General features: G+C 67.6%; 11 protein-coding genes and 2 tRNA genes. 10 read left to right on the forward strand and 3 right to left on the reverse strand.

What is annotated here, in order from left to right:
• Positions 1 to 3 precede the first annotated feature (3 nt).
• Positions 4 to 987 (forward strand): alpha-ketoacid dehydrogenase subunit beta, encoded by a 984-nt coding sequence (locus ACFXHA_RS42635; RefSeq protein WP_379366664.1) that lies wholly within the window; start codon positions 4 to 6, stop codon positions 985 to 987.
• A 15-nt stretch (positions 988 to 1,002) separates the two neighbouring features.
• Positions 1,003 to 2,277 carry a dihydrolipoamide acetyltransferase family protein gene (locus tag ACFXHA_RS42640; RefSeq protein ID WP_379366666.1) on the forward strand — a complete coding sequence of 425 codons (1,275 nt, stop codon included), beginning with the start codon at positions 1,003 to 1,005 and terminating at the stop codon, positions 2,275 to 2,277.
• A 246-nt stretch (positions 2,278 to 2,523) separates the two neighbouring features.
• Here the strand turns inward: ACFXHA_RS42640 and ACFXHA_RS42645 are convergent, their stop codons facing one another.
• A complete protein-coding gene (locus ACFXHA_RS42645; RefSeq protein ID WP_379366667.1) occupies positions 2,524 to 3,369 on the reverse strand; it encodes a hypothetical protein in 846 nt (281 codons plus the stop codon).
• 313 nt (positions 3,370 to 3,682) lie between these two features.
• Between ACFXHA_RS42645 and ACFXHA_RS42650 the strand changes: the two genes are divergently transcribed.
• Positions 3,683 to 4,300: a hypothetical protein gene (locus ACFXHA_RS42650; RefSeq protein ID WP_379366669.1), complete on the forward strand. Its 618-nt coding sequence runs from the start codon at positions 3,683 to 3,685 to the stop codon at positions 4,298 to 4,300.
• Positions 4,301 to 4,404: 104 nt separating this feature from the next.
• The gene (locus tag ACFXHA_RS42655; RefSeq protein ID WP_379366671.1) at positions 4,405 to 5,316 is read left to right on the forward strand and encodes an oxygenase MpaB family protein; all 912 of its coding nucleotides are present in this window, start codon (positions 4,405 to 4,407) and stop codon (positions 5,314 to 5,316) included.
• On the opposite strand, the gene ACFXHA_RS42660 is transcribed toward ACFXHA_RS42655, so the two are convergent.
• Positions 5,297 to 8,740, reverse strand: coding sequence for a protein kinase (locus tag ACFXHA_RS42660; RefSeq protein ID WP_379366673.1), 3,444 nt, complete (start codon positions 8,738 to 8,740; stop codon positions 5,297 to 5,299). The two genes, ACFXHA_RS42655 and ACFXHA_RS42660, sit on opposite strands and share 20 nt — an antisense overlap.
• Before the next feature lie 157 nt (positions 8,741 to 8,897).
• On the opposite strand from ACFXHA_RS42660, the gene ACFXHA_RS42665 reads away from it, so the two are divergent.
• From ACFXHA_RS42665 to ACFXHA_RS42675, 3 genes are all read left to right on the forward strand, one after another.
• The gene (locus tag ACFXHA_RS42665; protein ID WP_379366675.1) at positions 8,898 to 10,544 is read left to right on the forward strand and encodes a CocE/NonD family hydrolase; all 1,647 of its coding nucleotides are present in this window, start codon (positions 8,898 to 8,900) and stop codon (positions 10,542 to 10,544) included.
• A 5-nt stretch (positions 10,545 to 10,549) separates the two neighbouring features.
• Positions 10,550 to 11,950, forward strand: a complete 1,401-nt coding sequence (locus tag ACFXHA_RS42670) for a M20/M25/M40 family metallo-hydrolase (RefSeq protein ID WP_379366794.1) — start codon at positions 10,550 to 10,552, stop codon at positions 11,948 to 11,950.
• Positions 11,951 to 12,021: 71 nt separating this feature from the next.
• Positions 12,022 to 12,861 carry an alpha/beta hydrolase gene (locus tag ACFXHA_RS42675; RefSeq protein WP_379366677.1) on the forward strand — a complete coding sequence of 280 codons (840 nt, stop codon included), beginning with the start codon at positions 12,022 to 12,024 and terminating at the stop codon, positions 12,859 to 12,861.
• Between the two features lies 1 nt (position 12,862).
• Here ACFXHA_RS42675 and ACFXHA_RS42680 read toward each other — a convergent pair whose 3' ends face one another.
• Positions 12,863 to 14,308, reverse strand: coding sequence for a metallopeptidase (locus tag ACFXHA_RS42680; RefSeq protein WP_379366679.1), 1,446 nt, complete (start codon positions 14,306 to 14,308; stop codon positions 12,863 to 12,865).
• Between the two features lie 169 nt (positions 14,309 to 14,477).
• Between ACFXHA_RS42680 and ACFXHA_RS42685 the strand changes: the two genes are divergently transcribed.
• From ACFXHA_RS42685 to ACFXHA_RS42695, 3 genes are all read left to right on the forward strand, one after another.
• On the forward strand, positions 14,478 to 15,299 hold the full coding sequence (locus ACFXHA_RS42685; RefSeq protein WP_379366681.1) for a class I SAM-dependent methyltransferase: 822 nt from the start codon (positions 14,478 to 14,480) through the stop codon (positions 15,297 to 15,299).
• A gap of 54 nt (positions 15,300 to 15,353) precedes the next feature.
• Positions 15,354 to 15,425: transfer RNA gene (locus tag ACFXHA_RS42690), tRNA-Lys, on the forward strand.
• Between the two features lie 4 nt (positions 15,426 to 15,429).
• Positions 15,430 to 15,501 (forward strand) — tRNA-Ser (locus tag ACFXHA_RS42695).
• Positions 15,502 to 15,507 lie beyond the last annotated feature (6 nt).

A 15,507-nucleotide genomic window follows, 5' to 3' on the forward strand; every position in this document is an offset into this window, starting at 1 on the left:
GTCATGACCTACCGTGAAGCGCTGCGCGAGACCCTCCGCGAGGAGATGCAGCGCGACGACGATGTCTTCCTCATCGGAGAAGAGATCGGCGTTTTCGAAGGCTCTTACAAGATCACCGCAGGGCTCCTGCAGGAATTCGGCGAGAAGCGGGTGCGCGACACCCCGATCGCCGAAGAAGGTTTCGTCGGCGCGGCCATCGGTGCCGCCATGCTGGGCCTGCGCCCGGTCGTCGAGATCATGACGATCAACTTCTCGCTGCTGGCGCTGGACCAGATCGTCAATCACGCCGCCAAGATCTACGGCATGTTCGGCGGTCAGACCTCCGTGCCGATGGTCATCCGCACCCCCGGCGGCGGTGGCCAGCAGCTCGGCGCGACGCACTCGCAGAACATCGAGCTGTACTACGCGTTCGTGCCCGGCCTCAAAGTCGTCGCGCCCGCCACCCCCGCCGACGCGAAGGCGCTGCTGAAGGCCGCCATCGAGGACGACGACCCGGTGCTCTTCCTCGAGAACCTGTCGCTCTACAACACCAAGGGCGAAGTGCCGGACGATCTTCCGGCCGCCGAGATCGGCAAGGCCGCGGTCACCCGCGAGGGCACCGACATCACGCTGATCGGCTACTCGCGGATGGCGAACGTCTGCACCCAGGTCGCCGAAAAGCTTGCCGCCGAGGGCATCTCGGCGGAGGTCGTCGACCTGCGCAGCCTGCGCCCCCTGGACCGCGACACCATCGTGAAGTCGGTCAAGAAGACCGGTTGCGCCGTCATCGGCGAGGACGACTGGCTGACCTACGGCATCGGTGCGGAGGTCGCGGCGTCCATCTCCGACGGCGCGTTCGACTACCTCGACGCCCCCGTGCGCCGCGTGGCCATGGCCGAGGTGCCGCTGCCCTACGCCAAGCCGCTCGAGAAGTTGGCGCTCCCGTCGCCGGAATCGCTCTACAAGGCCGCCCTCGAAACCCTTGCCGCCGTCGGCAAGCGTCGCTGAGAACCGGAAGGAACCATGTCTGAAGTAACCATGCCCCGGCTCTCCGACACCATGGAGGAGGGCGTCGTCGCGGCCTGGCTCAAGCAGGTCGGCGACCAGGTCAAGGCCGGCGAGATCATCGCCGAGATCGAGACCGACAAGGCGCTCATGGAGCTCGAGGCGTACGAGGACGGCATCCTCGAGTCGATCATCGCCGAGCCCGGCACCACCGTCGCCATCGGTGAGCCGATCGCCATGCTCGGCGACGGCAGCGGGTCCTCCGCCGCTCCGGCCGCCGCACCCGCTGCGGCCCCGGCCGCTGCTGCCCCGGCTCCCGTTGCGGCACCGGCTGTTTCGGCTCCGGCCGTCGGCAACGCTCCTGCGGTTGCCGCCGAGCCTGTTTCCACCGAGCCCGGCGAGCGCAAGCGGACTTCCCCGCTGGCCCGCAAGGTCGCCAAGGAACTGGGCGTCGATATCAACGGTGTGACCGGCACCGGCCCCAACGGCCGGGTCACCAAGCAGGATGTCGAAACCGCGAGCAGCACAGCCGCTCCGGTCGCCGCGCCCGCCGCCGCTCCGGCTCCTGCCGTCGCCCCGGCCGCCGTCGCCCCCGCGACCGGCGACTACGACGAGATCCCGCTGACCACCATCCAGCGTGTCTCCGCCCAGCGCCTGACCGAGTCCAAGCAGCAGGCCCCGCACATCTATCTCACCAGTGCGATCGATGTGACCGAGCTGCTCGCCTTCCGCGTGCAGATCAACAAGACCCTCGAGGAGACCGGCTCCGGCAAGGTCAGCGTCAACGACCTGCTGGTCAAGGCGGTCGCCACCACGCTGCGCCTGGACTCGTCGGTCAACGTCTCCTTCGCGGGCGACAAGCTGCTGCGGCACAAGGCGATCAACATCGGCATCGCCGTGGCCACCGACGCGGGCCTGTTCGTCCCCGTCATCCACGACGCCGACCGCAAGTCCGTGTCCGCCATCGCCGCCGAGGGCCGCGACAAGGCCGGCCGCGCCCGCGACCGGAAGCTCAAGGGCGAGGACATGTCCGGCGGCACCTTCACCATCTCCAACCTGGGCATGTTCGGCATCGAACAGTTCACCGCCGTCATCAACCCGCCGGAGTCCGCGATCCTCGCGGTCGGCGCGGCCCAGGACGAGCTGAAGCTGGACGGCGAAAAGGTCGTCTCCCGCAAGATCCTGCGCGTGACCCTGTCGGCCGACCACCGTTCCATCGACGGTGCCGTCGCGGCCAAGTTCCTGCAGCAGCTCAAGGAGCTCATCGAGCACCCGCTGCGCATCGTGACCTAGTCACTGTGAACACAGTGACGTAGTCACACCCAAGACCGCCGTTCGATTTTTTGATCCAGGATCGAACGACGTAAAGCCCGCCACCCGGCGCGCGCGGCGACCATGCCAAGCCGCGCGCCCGGAAGCCGAACTCACCCGGCGGCGGGTCAGAAATGCCGGATGGCGTGGACCGGGTTACCCGGTCGGTCCACACCATCCGGCTTTTCGCATTTCTACGTCTTCAGCCGGTTGGCGTGAGAGACAACCTCATGGAAACAACGCCAATGTCTGGCGCATCAAGTCGGCACCGACTTCACCGCTGTCATCGGACTCGGCGACGACCTTCACTACGGGCACATAGCTACCGAGCCAAGCCATCGGGGTTGGCGTGCCGGTGGTCGGACCTACCGCGGCCTCGTACGACCAATCGGCAGGACCGAGCGGGAGATTGGAGTGATAGATCGTCCGCGAACCGGTCTGCACGACGGTGCCGTCCTGTGCCATGACCTTTTCCTGGCCGTAGTCGTATGCCACGGAGACGTCGTGGTCCCGATACCGGAATGCGCACCGCCACAAGCTGCCCGGCTGCGCCGGCGCCTGGCTGGGCTGCGCGCCCAGCCGGGTCGCGATCTCGCAGGGGTCCATTCCCAGCAGCTTCGACGGCTTCGTATCCGCGGAACTCCCTTGCGGCGGTTCGGCCATCCACCGTCGCACCGCGCCGGGCAACAGCTTCTTGGCAACCGCGCAGGGCTCGGTGTCCTGCGGTGCCTGCACCGTGAGCCACAATGACGCGCCCGCGGGAAAGCTGCCGAATGCGAGGCAGGTCTGCCGATTCGTCCCGATGGTTGTCCCGTCGGGCGAATAGGTGAGTTCCGGCGAGTCACCGGGCCGCGGGGTCCCGCTCACGTCGGCGCCCCAATCCAGGCCGATGGAGGTCATCATGGTCGTCGAGACGGTCAGGGCCGCACTGCACGAGCTCGGACCCGGGTTGTTCACCTCGAGCACCGGCGCCACCTGTGCGAGTGCGTCACGGGGAATGAGGGCGCACATATCGATCTTGCGGGTGCGTTGCAGCACTTGCGTGTGCTGTTCGCCGTCCTGCGGCACCGTCATCCAGAATTTGTCGGCCGGCGATGCGGGCTGTCGGCTTGCGCCACAGCCGATTCCGCTGACCATTACCAGCGCGGCCAATACCAACTGCCGATACACGTGAATCCCCCTCGAACTCCCCCGAAGGGGAGCGGCAAACCTCTGCCGCCGGGTTGGATTTCTACCAGTTCCCACCAATGGGATCAACACGAGAATATGACCGATACGGTGACCGATACAGCGGTGCCTATTTCGGCGATGCGGGTTATGGATTGTCGCGGAATTGCTGTTAGGTTCACCGACCGACGCGAGCTCCTTTGCGTCGGAAAGAGATACGATGCATTTCAAGAAGTTTCTGGCGACTGCCGCATTCACTGCCGCGGCCACAGCCATCGCCACCGCTCCGGCTCAGGCAGACGCGCCCGCGCCGACCGCGACGCCGGTGTCGATCACCGGCACCGATCACGGTGTGGCCTTTACCGTTTCACAGGTCGCCGATTCGAACGAGGTCACCGTCGACCTCGACGGCGGCCACTTCACCGCGACCGGCACCGGTATCGAGGTCACCGATGCGACGGGTACTCGGATCGGGGAAATCCCGTTCAGCCTGACCACTTCCCAGGGCACCATCGCGCTGGCGGCCGAGGTCGGCCGGACCGACACCCACCTCAGCGCGCAGCCGATCGACGGCTGGGTCTCGCAGCGCCAGGTCAACCAGCAGATCGGTGCCGCGATCGGCGGTGCCGTCGGCTTCGCCATCGGCGCGTTCGCCGGACTGCTCGGCCTGGTCGGGATGGGCGTGCTGGCCATCATCACGGTCCCGGTCGGCATGCTCGCCGGGCTGTTGATCGGCGGCGGGATCGGCTTCGCCATCGGAACCTCGGTACCCGCCTCCGACGTGCCCGACATGTGGGAATACCACTGCGGGAGCGGCCCTCACCTGCCCACCTGCTGACAGCGTTGCCACAGCGCCGACATGATGAGAAGATTTGGTAGTTACTCTCTCATCCTGTCGGCGCCTGGCATGCCGATGGGGAGGTCGATCAAAGGAGATCCGCCATGACCGCCGCCGTCGCACTCGACCATGGAACCGCAGGTGCACGCCCCGAACGCCGCCCGTTCGGGCCCGGCAGCCGGATGTGGGAGGACACCGGGCTCGTCACCTTCTCCTTGACGGCCGGGTCGGCATTTCTGTTGCAGACGATGGAACCCAGCATCGCCGCGGTCGTGGACGAGCACTCCACCTTTCGCACCGATGCGCTCGGGCGCGCGGCACGCAGTATCGCCTCGGTGATGATGTGGATCTACGGCGGCGAGGAAGCGCTCGCCGAAGCCGATCGGCTGCGCAAGATGCACACCACCCTGAATTCAACTGACGCGCAGGGCGTGAAGCACCGGGCGCTGTCCTCCGGGCCGTGGGCGTGGGTGCTGCATACCGCCATCTACGCATTCACCGAGGGCAATAAATACTTCTCCAGCGAGAAGTTGAGCGAGGCGGACAAGGAGTCGTACTACCAGGAGGTGGTGCAACTGATGCGCAATTTCTCCGTGGCTCCCAAGGAAATTCCCGCCACCTATGCCGATTGGGTGCCGTGGTTCGAGGGACAGGTCGAAAATCATCTGGTACCTACAAATGTCGCGTATGACTATCTGAAGGTCATCCGGAATATTGCCCCGCCCAAGCAGATTCCCGCACCGCTGCATCCGGTGTGGCGGGTCGCGACCCAGCCGATCGGCTGGCTCCAGTATTTCTTCACCGTCGGCACCACTCCCGACATTCTGCGTGACAAGCTCGGCCTGGAATGGACCGCGAATGATGAACGCGCTCTGCGGGTTCTGGGATTTGTCATCGGCCGGACCGTCCCCCGTCTCCCCGAGCGGGTCCGCTACTTCCCCATCGCCTACGAGGCCCGCAAGCTGGAACGCGACCGCGCGCGGCTGCGCAAGATGATCAACCTGCGTCCCGTTTAGCGGGCAGCACGCCTTCGAACTCGGTGAGCACCTGGCGGAGGAAGACTCTGACCAGGTGCTGGTTCGATGTCGTTGCGCCGTACAGGGTCTCGATCACCGGGTGCAGTTGGCGGCCGGTGTCGACGACCAGGCGGACCAGGCCCTGCCCGGCACATCGGGTCAGCGTCGGTTCCAGGATGGTCACGGCCTCCGCGACGCGGCCGGATGCCGATAGGCAGCATCCGTAGAGGAGTTCGGCGTTCAGTAGTGCGCGCGGGCGGGGCTGGGTTCCGACGATTTCCACGAGCCGCTCTGCCCGCGAACATGCTTGCGCGGCAGCGGTTTCGGTTCCGGCCAGGAGGAGTAGCCGGATCGCGGAATCCTGGTCGAGTTCGGCCGCCACCGCCGACGGGGCGTCCGGGTGGGCGCGGTAGGGCTCGAGGTTTTCGAGGTCGCGGCGGTCGGTGTCGGCGATGGGCAGGCCCAATCGGATGCGTTCGTTGACGATTCGGGCGGCCAGGCGGGGCAGGTGCAGGTTCGTGGCGAGCTTGGTGCCCTCGTCCAGGCGCTCGTGCATGGTGTCGAGATCGCCGCGCACGGCGGCCAGGCGCGCGCCGACGCCGTAGCCGGCCATCAGGAATTCGACCGCGCCGCCTTCGACGCCCATCCCACCGGCGAGCAGTTCCTCGGCCTCGATGAACTGCCCCTTCTCGTACAGCAATTCGCCGAGCAACGCGCTGGCCAGGCGGGTGGCCTGTGATTGCCCGCCGGTTTGCAGCGCGCCGCCCAGCGCAGTGCGGAACCGGGTCTCGGCCCGGCCGATGTCGAGCTGTTCGTAGCCGGCGCTGCCGTCGATGCAGTCGCAGTAGATCGCGCCGAACGGTCCGCGTACCCGGTCGCGGAACGGTTCGATCCACCGATGCCAGCGATGCACCTCGTCGAAGTCGAAGCGGTACAGCGCCGAGATCATCGCCCCGACGGCCAGCCCGTGAGCCATGAAGGGCCGCACCGAGTCCCGGACCGCCACCAGGTCCGGTGCCAGCACCATGGTCTGGTCGGTGGCGAATCCGAGGGCGGTACCCACCAACCGCACCTCGAGCTCGACGGCGGCGGCATCCTCGGCGGCGGTTGTGCCGTCCCGGTGCGGTGCTGCCAACGCTGTCTCGGCGCGCGCCAAGGCGGTCGCGGCGGCGGTCGGGCGCTGCATGGCGACGTTCGCCCAGGCGATCTGCACCTGTAGCCGCGAGTTCGAATCACTGAGCGAGCCGGGCAGTTTGGCCGCCAGGCCGAGCAGTGTTCCCATGCGGGACTGTTCCATCAATCGTTCGCCCTGCTCGACGACGAGGTCGACGGCGCGGCGGGGTTCGCCCGCGGCCAGCAGGTGATCGACTGCCTCGGTGAGCATGTCGTGTCCGGCGAACCAGTCCGCGGCGGTCAGGTGCAGTTCTTCCAGCAGTCCCGGATGCAGCCGGATGAGGCGGTCGCGCAGGAATTCGGCGAACAGCGTGTGGTAGCGGAACCAGCGCAGATCGTCATCGATGCTGCGCAGGAACAGATCTCGCTGCCGCACCTGTTCGAGCATGTCCTGGCCGTGGCTCACCCCGGTCAGCGCCTCGGCGAGGTCGCCGTTGAGGCGTTCGGCGACGGAGGTCCGCATGACGAATTCGAGCAGTTCGGGTTCGAGGGTGTCGACCACGTTCTCCATCAGATATTCCCCGATGGCGTAGTGCCGTCCGGAGATCTGGTCGATGTACGCGCCCGGATCGTCGCGGTCGCGTAGCGACATCGAGGCCAATTGCAGTGCGGCCGCCCAGCCTTCGGTCGAGGCGCGCAGCCGCTCGACCTCGGCGGCGGCGAGGGTGAGCCCGCTGGTGTCGGCGAGGAATTCGGCGGTTTCGGCGTCGTCGAATCGCAGTGCGGTCTCGTCGATCTCGTCGAGGTCGTCGCGAACCCGCATGCGCCCCAGTGGAAGTCCGGTGCGGTTGCGGCTGGTGACGATCAACCGCAGGTGATGGCAGCCGTGGTCGAGCAGGTACTCCATCGCCGCGATGGTCGCCGCGCTCGTCACCCGATGCCAGTCGTCGATGACCAGCGCCACCGGTTCACCGGCCCGGTGGATCTCGTCGATGAGGGTGGTCAGGACCCGCCGCGCGGCATCGCTGGCGTGCTCTTCCAGCAGTCGTTCGAGATCGGCCGTGATGGCCGGGTGGGCGTTGCGGATGGCCGCCACCACGTGCGACAGGAACCACACGACATGGTCGTCATCGTCGTCCACGCTCAGCCAGGCGACTCGAACACCTTGGGCGGCAAGCATGTTCACCCACTCCGAGGCGAGCGTGCTCTTACCGAACCCGGCCGGTCCGTGGATCAGCACCAACCGCCGGACGGGTCCCGCCGCCAGCCGGTCGAGCAGCCGTCGCCGTTGCACGGGCTGCCGTGTCGTGCTCGGCGGCCGGTAGCGGCTCGAGGGTGACGCGGCCATCGCCGGGGCGAGCGCCGACGCCAGCACGGGCACGGGTGGCGCGACCGCGACCGGCGTGTCCGCGGCGGGCAGCGCCATGGAGTCGACCGCGAGACCCGTCACGAATTCGATATTGCGCAGCCGATCGCCGAATTCGCGTGCCGTGCCCGGCCGCTCGGCGGGATCGTGCGCCATGGCCGCTTCCAGCGCCGCGCACAGCAGTGCGGGCACCTCGCTGTCGCGCAGGTCGGGTACCGGTTCGGAGGTGATCCGCACGAACTGCGCGACCATCGACTCCCCCGCCCGGCGTTCGAAGGCGGCGTGCCCGGTGAGCAGGCAGAACAGTGTCGCGCCCAGGCTGTAGATGTCGGCCGCCGCGGCGGGTTCGGCGCCGCGCAGCACCTCGGGCGCGGTGAAGGCGGGCGTTCCGGCGATGAGTCCGTTCGAGGTCTCGAAAACCCCGGTGACACGGGCGATCCCGAAATCGCTGAGCAGCGGCTCGCCGTAGTCGGAGAGCAGGATATTGGCCGGATTCACATCGCGGTGCACGATCCCGCGCGCGTGCGCGGCGGCCAGCGCACCGGCGATCTTCACCCCGATCGACAGCACCTCCTGCCAGGGCAGCGGCCCCCGGTCCCGGATCCGCTCCCGCAGTGACCCGAGCGCGTAGAACGGCATCACCAGATATGGCCGTCCGGTGACGGTGACATCGGCCGACAGCACCTGGACGATGTGCGGATGCCCGCCGAAGCGGCCCAGCGCCCGCTGTTCGCGGAGGAACCGCGCCCGTTCCTCGTCATTCGACCGGGTGTCGAGCACCTTCACCGCGACCAGCCGATCCAGGGAATGCTCGACGCACCGGTAGACGACTCCGAAACCCCCGCGCCCGATTTCGCTCGCATCGTCGAGTCCCGCCGCGGCCAACTCCGCGGCGACTCCTATCCGCAGGTCAGGCTGCGTACCGTCTTCGTCTGGTTCGACCATGAACCCGCTCATTCCGACGAGTTGGTCCCGACCTCCCGATCGTAACCACCTGTGTGCCGGATGCGGGCCCCCGATCTCGGAGCGGCGGGCGTGGCGGGCACCCCGGTTCCTGGGGCTGGTTCGCGGCGGGACGAACCACCAAGGTCAAATGGTGTCTATGCGGATGGTGTTGTGGCGTGCCCTGGTCGGCGCGCTACTCGTGGTGGGGGTCGTGACGGTGCCGGGGCAAGCGGGTGCCGAGCCGCAGTATCAGTGGCGCGAGGAGTTCATCACCGCCCCGGACGGGACCAGTCTGCACGCGGATGTGCTGCGGCCGCCCGGTGTCGCCGACGATGTGCGCACCCCGGTGATCATGACCGTCAGCCCGTACCGGGCGCACCTCGCGCATCTGACCGACCCGCACATCAAGGGTGGACCCGACACCGACGATCTGCCGATCTCACTGTTCCTGCAGGCCGGATACACCTACGTGATCGTGGATCTGCGCGGCTTCGGCGGCTCGAACGGCTGCCCGGACTTCGGTGGGCCGGGCGAACGCTCGGATGTGAAGACGGCCGTGGAATGGGCCGCGGGACAATCGTGGTCGACCGGGAAGGTCGGGTTGAACGGCGTCTCGTACGAGGCGTGGACCGGGCTCATGGGGCTGGCCGAGAAGCCGGCGGGTCTGGCGGCGGTGGCCGCGTTCGAGCCGGTGGTGGATCCCAACGCCTACCTCTACATGCAGGGCATCGCGTGGAAGTTCTCGCTCAAGCCGATCAGTGAGAGCGGGGTGCGGCCAGGTGATCTCGCGGGCCTCGAGCATCTGCTGATCGCGTCGACGCCCGCGCATCCGTCGGATTCGGCCGAGTACAAGGCGAATGCCGCCGAGATCGATCCGGCCTGCTACGCCAACTACCTGGCCGAAACCACCGACCACGACGCGAATTCCGCGTGGTGGCGTGACCGTGACCTGGTGGAGAAGTTGCGCGGCAACACCATTCCGCTGTTCCTGGGCCAGGGTTTCGTCGACTACAACACCAAACCCGACCGGGTCTTCCAGATGTGGAACAGCCTCGGCCCCGGTGCGCACAAGGCCTGGTTCGGGCAGTGGGGGCATCGGGACTGCACGGAGAAATGCGGTGCGTCGCAATTCTCTTCGGAACTGCTGGCCTTCTTCGACAAGCAGGTGGCGGGCAAGGACGTGAACACCGGCCCGCGCATCACTGTCGGCCAGTTCGACGGCCGCTGGCGTTCGGAGACGGCGTGGCCGCCCGCCGACAGCCGGGCCCTGGACATCGACCTGCGCACGGGCCGCTACAACGATCGCGGCCTGCTGCCCGGCGCGGACCGGGAGATCTGGACCGTCTCCCAGCCGCTGGAACAGGATCAGCACGTCGCGGGCACGCCGACCGTCACGCTCGGCCTGGACGGTCCGGCCACGGCGAGTGTCGCCGTCGAGGTCTACGACATCGCCCCCGACAATCGCGCGACCGTCATCACCCGCGGCATCGCACCGGTGACGCCCACCGCGCAGGTCCGGCTACTCGGCCAGGACTGGCCGATTCCTGCGGGCCACCGCATCGGTGTCCGCGTCACCGATGTGGTCGACGATGTCTGGGCGCATCCCCCGGCCTTCGCCCCCGTCACCGTCACCGCCGCGCAATTGCATCTCCCGCTGCTGGGCACGATCCGCACCCCCGACCTGCCCGGCGAAGCCGGCGATTCGATTCCGAAATGGCGAAACGAGAAGTCGCTCATGCTGCCCGCGGATGTGGTGAACAATGCCACTGTGACCGTGAACTTCCCTGCCAGGTTGGGCGGTTGACCACCATGACGCGGACCTCGTCGACCGAGGACCCGGCCGTCGGCCCCATCGGTGGTCCCGCCGTCGATGCCGTCACCGCCGAACGCCTCGCCGCCGCAGTACGCTGCCGAACCGTCTCCCACGAGGACCGCGCGCTCATCGACGACACCGAGTTCGAGCGCCTCATCGACCATCTCGAACAATCGTTCCCGCTCGTGCACTCCCGCCTGACCTGGGAGACGTTCGGGCACAGCCGGTTGTACCGCTGGGCGGGCAGCGGCGACGCGGGTACGTCGGAGCCGGTCGCCGCGATCCTGTTGGCGCACATGGACGTCGTGCCCGTCGACGATCTCGACGGCTGGACCCATCCCCCGTTCGCCGGTGTGGTGGACGACGAATTCGTCTGGGGTCGTGGGGCCATGGACGACAAGTGCCGGGTGCTGGCCATCCTGGAAGCGGTCGAGCAGGCCCTGGCCGATGGCGTGCATCCCGCTGCGAGCATGTATCTCGCGTTCGGGCACGACGAGGAGGTCTTCGGCACCGAGGGCGCGGCGCGGATGGCGCAGCGGCTGCGCGAAGCCGGAGTGCGGGCCCGGCTGCTGCTGGACGAGGGCGGCGTGATCACCGCCGGTGTGGCCGACGGGATCGACGCGCCGGTGGCCACGATCATGGTGGGCGAGAAGGGATTCGCGACGGTACGCCTGTCGGTGTCGGATGTGGGCGGGCATTCGTCCATGCCGGGACGGCAGACCGCGGTGGGTCGCCTGGCGCGGGCGGTGGCGCGGATCCAGGATCATCCGTTCCCGCTGCGGTTGACGCCGGTCGCCGTCGACATGCTGTTGCGGGTCCGGCAATTCGTCTCCGAGCCGCGGCGGACCCTGCTGGGGTTGGTGCATGTGGCGGGTCCGGTGGCGGCCCGGGTACTGGCCGCGCGGCCGACCACCGAGGCGCTGGTGCGCACCACCACCGCACCGACCGTCATCAAGGGCGGGGTGAAGCCGAACGTGCTGCCGCAGCGGGCCGAGGCGCTGGTGAATTTCCGTATCCTGCCCGGTGATTCGGTGGCGGATGTGCTGGCGCACTGCCGGAAGGTGGTGCGCGACAAGGAGGTCCGCATCGAATTGGACGGCGTCGCCTCCGAACCCTCGGCCGATCCGGTCGCGGGACCGGACTTCGAGCTGGTCGCCGAGCTGGCGCGCGAGGTGGTGCCGGGCGTCGCGGTCACCGTAGGGGTCGTCCCGGGCGCGACCGATTCCCGGCACTACGACGATCTCGTCGCCACCCGCTGCAATTTCTCCCCGATCGTGCTCAGGGCCGCCGATCTGGAGCGCATCCACGGCACCGATGAACGGATCTCCCGCATCGACTACGCGCGCCTGATCCGCTTCAATCGCCTGCTGATCGACCGTCTCGCACGCTTTGCCTGATTCGTGGGAGGCTGTGGCTGAATCATGCGAGGCTGTGCCTGATTCTCGTGCCCGTTCCGAATGGAGGACCGATGACCCGCACCGAGACCGGCGAGTTCCAGGGCGCGGGTGGCCGCGTGTTCTGGCAGGCGTGGCTGCCCGACGGTGAACCGCGTGCCGTCGCGGTGATCGTGCACGGGTACGCCGAACATTCGGGCCGCTATACGCATGTCGCGCAACGGCTCACCGATTCCGGTGTCGCCGTTTACGCCCTCGACCACACCGGGCACGGCAAATCCGAGGGCCCGCGGGCGAATATCGGCTCGCTCGACACCGCCGCCGACAATGTCCGCACCCTGCTCGCCACCGCGACCGGACGGCATCCGGGGCTGCCGAGCTTCGTGATCGGACACAGCATGGGCGGACTGACCACCGCCTATTTCGCGGTCCGCGATCAGCCGGAGGTGAACGGCGTCGTGCTGTCCGCCCCGGCGATCGATATCGCGGCGGGCAACGCCGTGCAGCGGCTGGCCGCGCCGCTGGTGTCGCGGTTCCTGCCGAATCTGCCTGTGATCAAGCTGGATTCGACGTTGGTCAGCCGGGATCCCGCGGTGGTCAAGGCGTACGACGAGGACCCGCTGGTGCATCACGGCGGCGTCCCGGCTCGCACCGCCGGGGAGATGCTGCGCGCGGGCGACTACGTCAAGGCCCACCTCGATCGCCTCACCGCCCCACTGCTGGTGCAGCACGGCACGGCCGACGGGCTCGCCTCACCCACCGGCACCGATCTGGTGGATCAGGGCGCGGCGTCCAAGGACAAGACCGTCATCCGCTACGACGGCCTCTACCACGAGATCTACAACGAGCCCGAGCAGGACAAGGTCATCTCCGACCTGACCCACTGGGTCGAGGCGCATATTCCCACCGCCTGAGCTACCGGTAGGCGCTGAGGCAGGCGTTCTCGCCGTCGAGGACGCCGGTGCGGAACGCCTCGAGGCGGACGAAGCCGCTGGGCACGATGTTTCCGTCGACGTCGGCGGCGGCGAGACCGTCCGACAGCAGGCCGGAGATGGCGGCGTCGAGGTCGGTGGCGGTGAGTTGCAGGTCGCTGCCGGGCTGACTGAGCTTGGTGCTGTACGCGCCGGAGAAGCAGGCGGCCCGCAGGCCAGCGGTCTCCGCGCCGGTAATGGTCAGCTGCCGATTCTGTTGCACCGCAAGCATGTAGCGCGAGACGAAGACGATGAAGGCGTTGTAGTCGCCGGCGACCATGGCGGACAACAGGTCGCCTTTGTCCCCGGCGACGGCCCGTTTCGCCAGGGCCGGGACGTCGGTGCCGATGACATTCGCGCTCGGGCAGTACGAAACCGGTTGGGTGACGGTCACATTCGGGCAGCCGCGGCTGACACCGGCGTAGTCGAAGGCCGGTTGCGGTTGGATCGGGTAATTCTTCGCCAGCGATGCGGCGATCAACGCCAGGTCCGGTTGGTCGACGGGGAGCTGCCGTTCCTTGTCTCCCGGTTGAAAACTGGTGGGCAGGGTGCCGCGCCGCTTCTGCAGTTCGGCCCGGGTGATGCCGGCGCAGCCGGTCGCGCCGTCGGTGTAACCGATCTGCACGGCCGTGACCCGTTCGAACGCGGTCCCGTGCTCGTCCTGACCCGTGCCGGGTTCCCGATCGCGGAAGGAGATGACGGCGGCCAGCACCCCGTTGAGCCCGTCGGTGGTGTTGAGGGTGAAGTGCCGCGAATTGCCTTCCGCCACCGCACGCAGGAACACCCCGGCGAAGCAGTCGGCCTGCTGTTCCCGCACCACACCGGCGGTGAGCAGGCCGTTGAGCCTGGCCTGCGCCTGCACCGAATGCCCGTACTCGTGGGCCAACACCATGACTACCGCCATGGGCCCGAACTTGCGCACCAGTTCCGGCAGCAGGGTGCCGCGATCCCAGCCGATGGTCTTGTCGACGGTGCAGTAGGCGGCGTTCACCTCCTGAAAGGTGCTGCTGCGGCAGAACTCCACGGCCTGGGCGCGCGACGCGGTGGAGTCCCAGGAGATGAAGCGGGTTACCGGGGTGAACGTGCCGGGAAAAGTCTTGGCGTACTGACCTTTCCAATAGTCGGCGATATCGGAGATGGCATCGAGGGCGAGCTTGTCGATGCTGCCGCCGTCGCCGTTCTCGGCGGTGAGATCGGCGTCGGGCACACCCGGGCGCGGGCCGCTGGGACCGGTGGCGGTGGCCTGTCCGGCCAACTCCCACGGGTTGGTGGTGACCGGAGCCGAAACACCCTGCGCGGCCGGGGCTTTCACACTGGCGCAGCCGGTGAGCGCCACCGCCGCCACGATAAGCATGACGGCCAGCGCCGACCGCACCCGCGATGTCCCCATCATGCCTCCCGCGTACCGCCTGCACCGAGTATCCATCCGGAGATCGCCCCGAGTCCCCGGTCTCGCAAGGAGAATGCGCACGAAACACCCCGATTCGGCGTGCCGTTCACGACACGCAGCCGGAAAATCAGCTGGGAGCGTCACCCATTCCGTGGCACAGTCGACAATCATGAGCGACTATCGCCGAGTAAACCGCGCGAACTGGGACGACCGGGCTCCCCTGCACGCCGGATCCGGCGACTACGCCGTGGAAAGCTTCCGCAACGACCCGTCCTTCCTCAGCCAGGTGGTCCGCTTCGATGTGCCACGCCTGGGGGATATTCGCGGCCTGCGCGGCGTCCACCTGCAATGCCACATCGGTACCGACACCCTCTCGCTGGCACGCCTCGGCGCGACCATGACCGGCCTCGACTTCTCCTCCGTGTCGCTGGCCGAAGCCCACAAGATCGCCGAAACCTCGTCCACGCCCATCGATTTCGTCGAGGCCGAGGTCTACGACGCCGTATCCGTGCTCGGCTCGGCGAAATTCGATCTGGTATACACCGGTATCGGTGCGCTGTGCTGGCTTCCGGACATTCATCGCTGGGCCGAGACGGTGGCCGGTCTACTGCGCCCGGGTGGGCTGCTGTTCATTCGCGAGGGTCATCCGGTGCTCTGGTCGATCGACGAGAACCGGACCGATGCGCTCACCATCGGCTACCCCTATTTCGAGACCCCCGACCCGACCGAGTTCTCCGATGAGAACACCTATGTGGCAACGGATTCCGTCGTCGAACACACGACCACCCAGGAATGGAATCACGGCCTCGGTGAAATCGTGGAGGCGCTGTTGCAGGCCGACCTGAATCTCACCCAGCTCATCGAGCACGACAGCGTGCCGTGGGAGGCACTGCCCGGCCGGATGGAGTGCGGGGAGGACGGCGAATGGCGGCTGCTCGAACACCGCGAACGCCTCCCGTTGTCCTACACCCTGCAGGCCCGCAAACGTTGAGACCGAAATGCCCGTGCGCATTTCGCGTGATTGCGGCTACGATCCGGACGCCGACATGGAGTAGATCAGCGGTAGATCACCCGGCTCTTAACCGGGAGGGCGCGGGTTCGAATCCCGCCTCCATGCCAATCCTGGTCTAGCTCAGCGGCAGAGCACCCGGCTCGAGACCGGGAGGGCGCGAGTTCGATTCTCGCGACCAGGTCTTCCG

The organism is Nocardia sp. NPDC059240 (genome assembly GCF_042753865.1).
Lineage (GTDB): Bacteria > Actinomycetota > Actinomycetes > Mycobacteriales > Mycobacteriaceae > Nocardia.

Bases quoted from the DNA above. Each gene is read 5' to 3' on its own strand.
- ACFXHA_RS42635 (WP_379366664.1), top strand. From the start codon at position 4: ATGACCTACCGTGAAGCGCTGCGCGAGACCCTCCGCGAGGAGATGCAG.
- ACFXHA_RS42650 (WP_379366669.1), top strand. From the start codon at position 3,683: ATGCATTTCAAGAAGTTTCTGGCGACTGCCGCATTCACTGCCGCGGCC.
- ACFXHA_RS42655 (WP_379366671.1), top strand. From the start codon at position 4,405: ATGACCGCCGCCGTCGCACTCGACCATGGAACCGCAGGTGCACGCCCC.
- ACFXHA_RS42685 (WP_379366681.1), top strand. From the start codon at position 14,478: ATGAGCGACTATCGCCGAGTAAACCGCGCGAACTGGGACGACCGGGCT.
- ACFXHA_RS42665 (WP_379366675.1), top strand. From the start codon at position 8,898: ATGCGGATGGTGTTGTGGCGTGCCCTGGTCGGCGCGCTACTCGTGGTG.
- ACFXHA_RS42680 (WP_379366679.1), bottom strand. From the start codon at position 14,308: ATGGGGACATCGCGGGTGCGGTCGGCGCTGGCCGTCATGCTTATCGTG.
- ACFXHA_RS42640 (WP_379366666.1), top strand. From the start codon at position 1,003: ATGTCTGAAGTAACCATGCCCCGGCTCTCCGACACCATGGAGGAGGGC.
- ACFXHA_RS42675 (WP_379366677.1), top strand. From the start codon at position 12,022: ATGACCCGCACCGAGACCGGCGAGTTCCAGGGCGCGGGTGGCCGCGTG.
- ACFXHA_RS42645 (WP_379366667.1), bottom strand. From the start codon at position 3,369: ATGACGGTGCCGCAGGACGGCGAACAGCACACGCAAGTGCTGCAACGC.
- ACFXHA_RS42660 (WP_379366673.1), bottom strand. From the start codon at position 8,740: ATGGTCGAACCAGACGAAGACGGTACGCAGCCTGACCTGCGGATAGGA.
- ACFXHA_RS42670 (WP_379366794.1), top strand. From the start codon at position 10,550: ATGACGCGGACCTCGTCGACCGAGGACCCGGCCGTCGGCCCCATCGGT.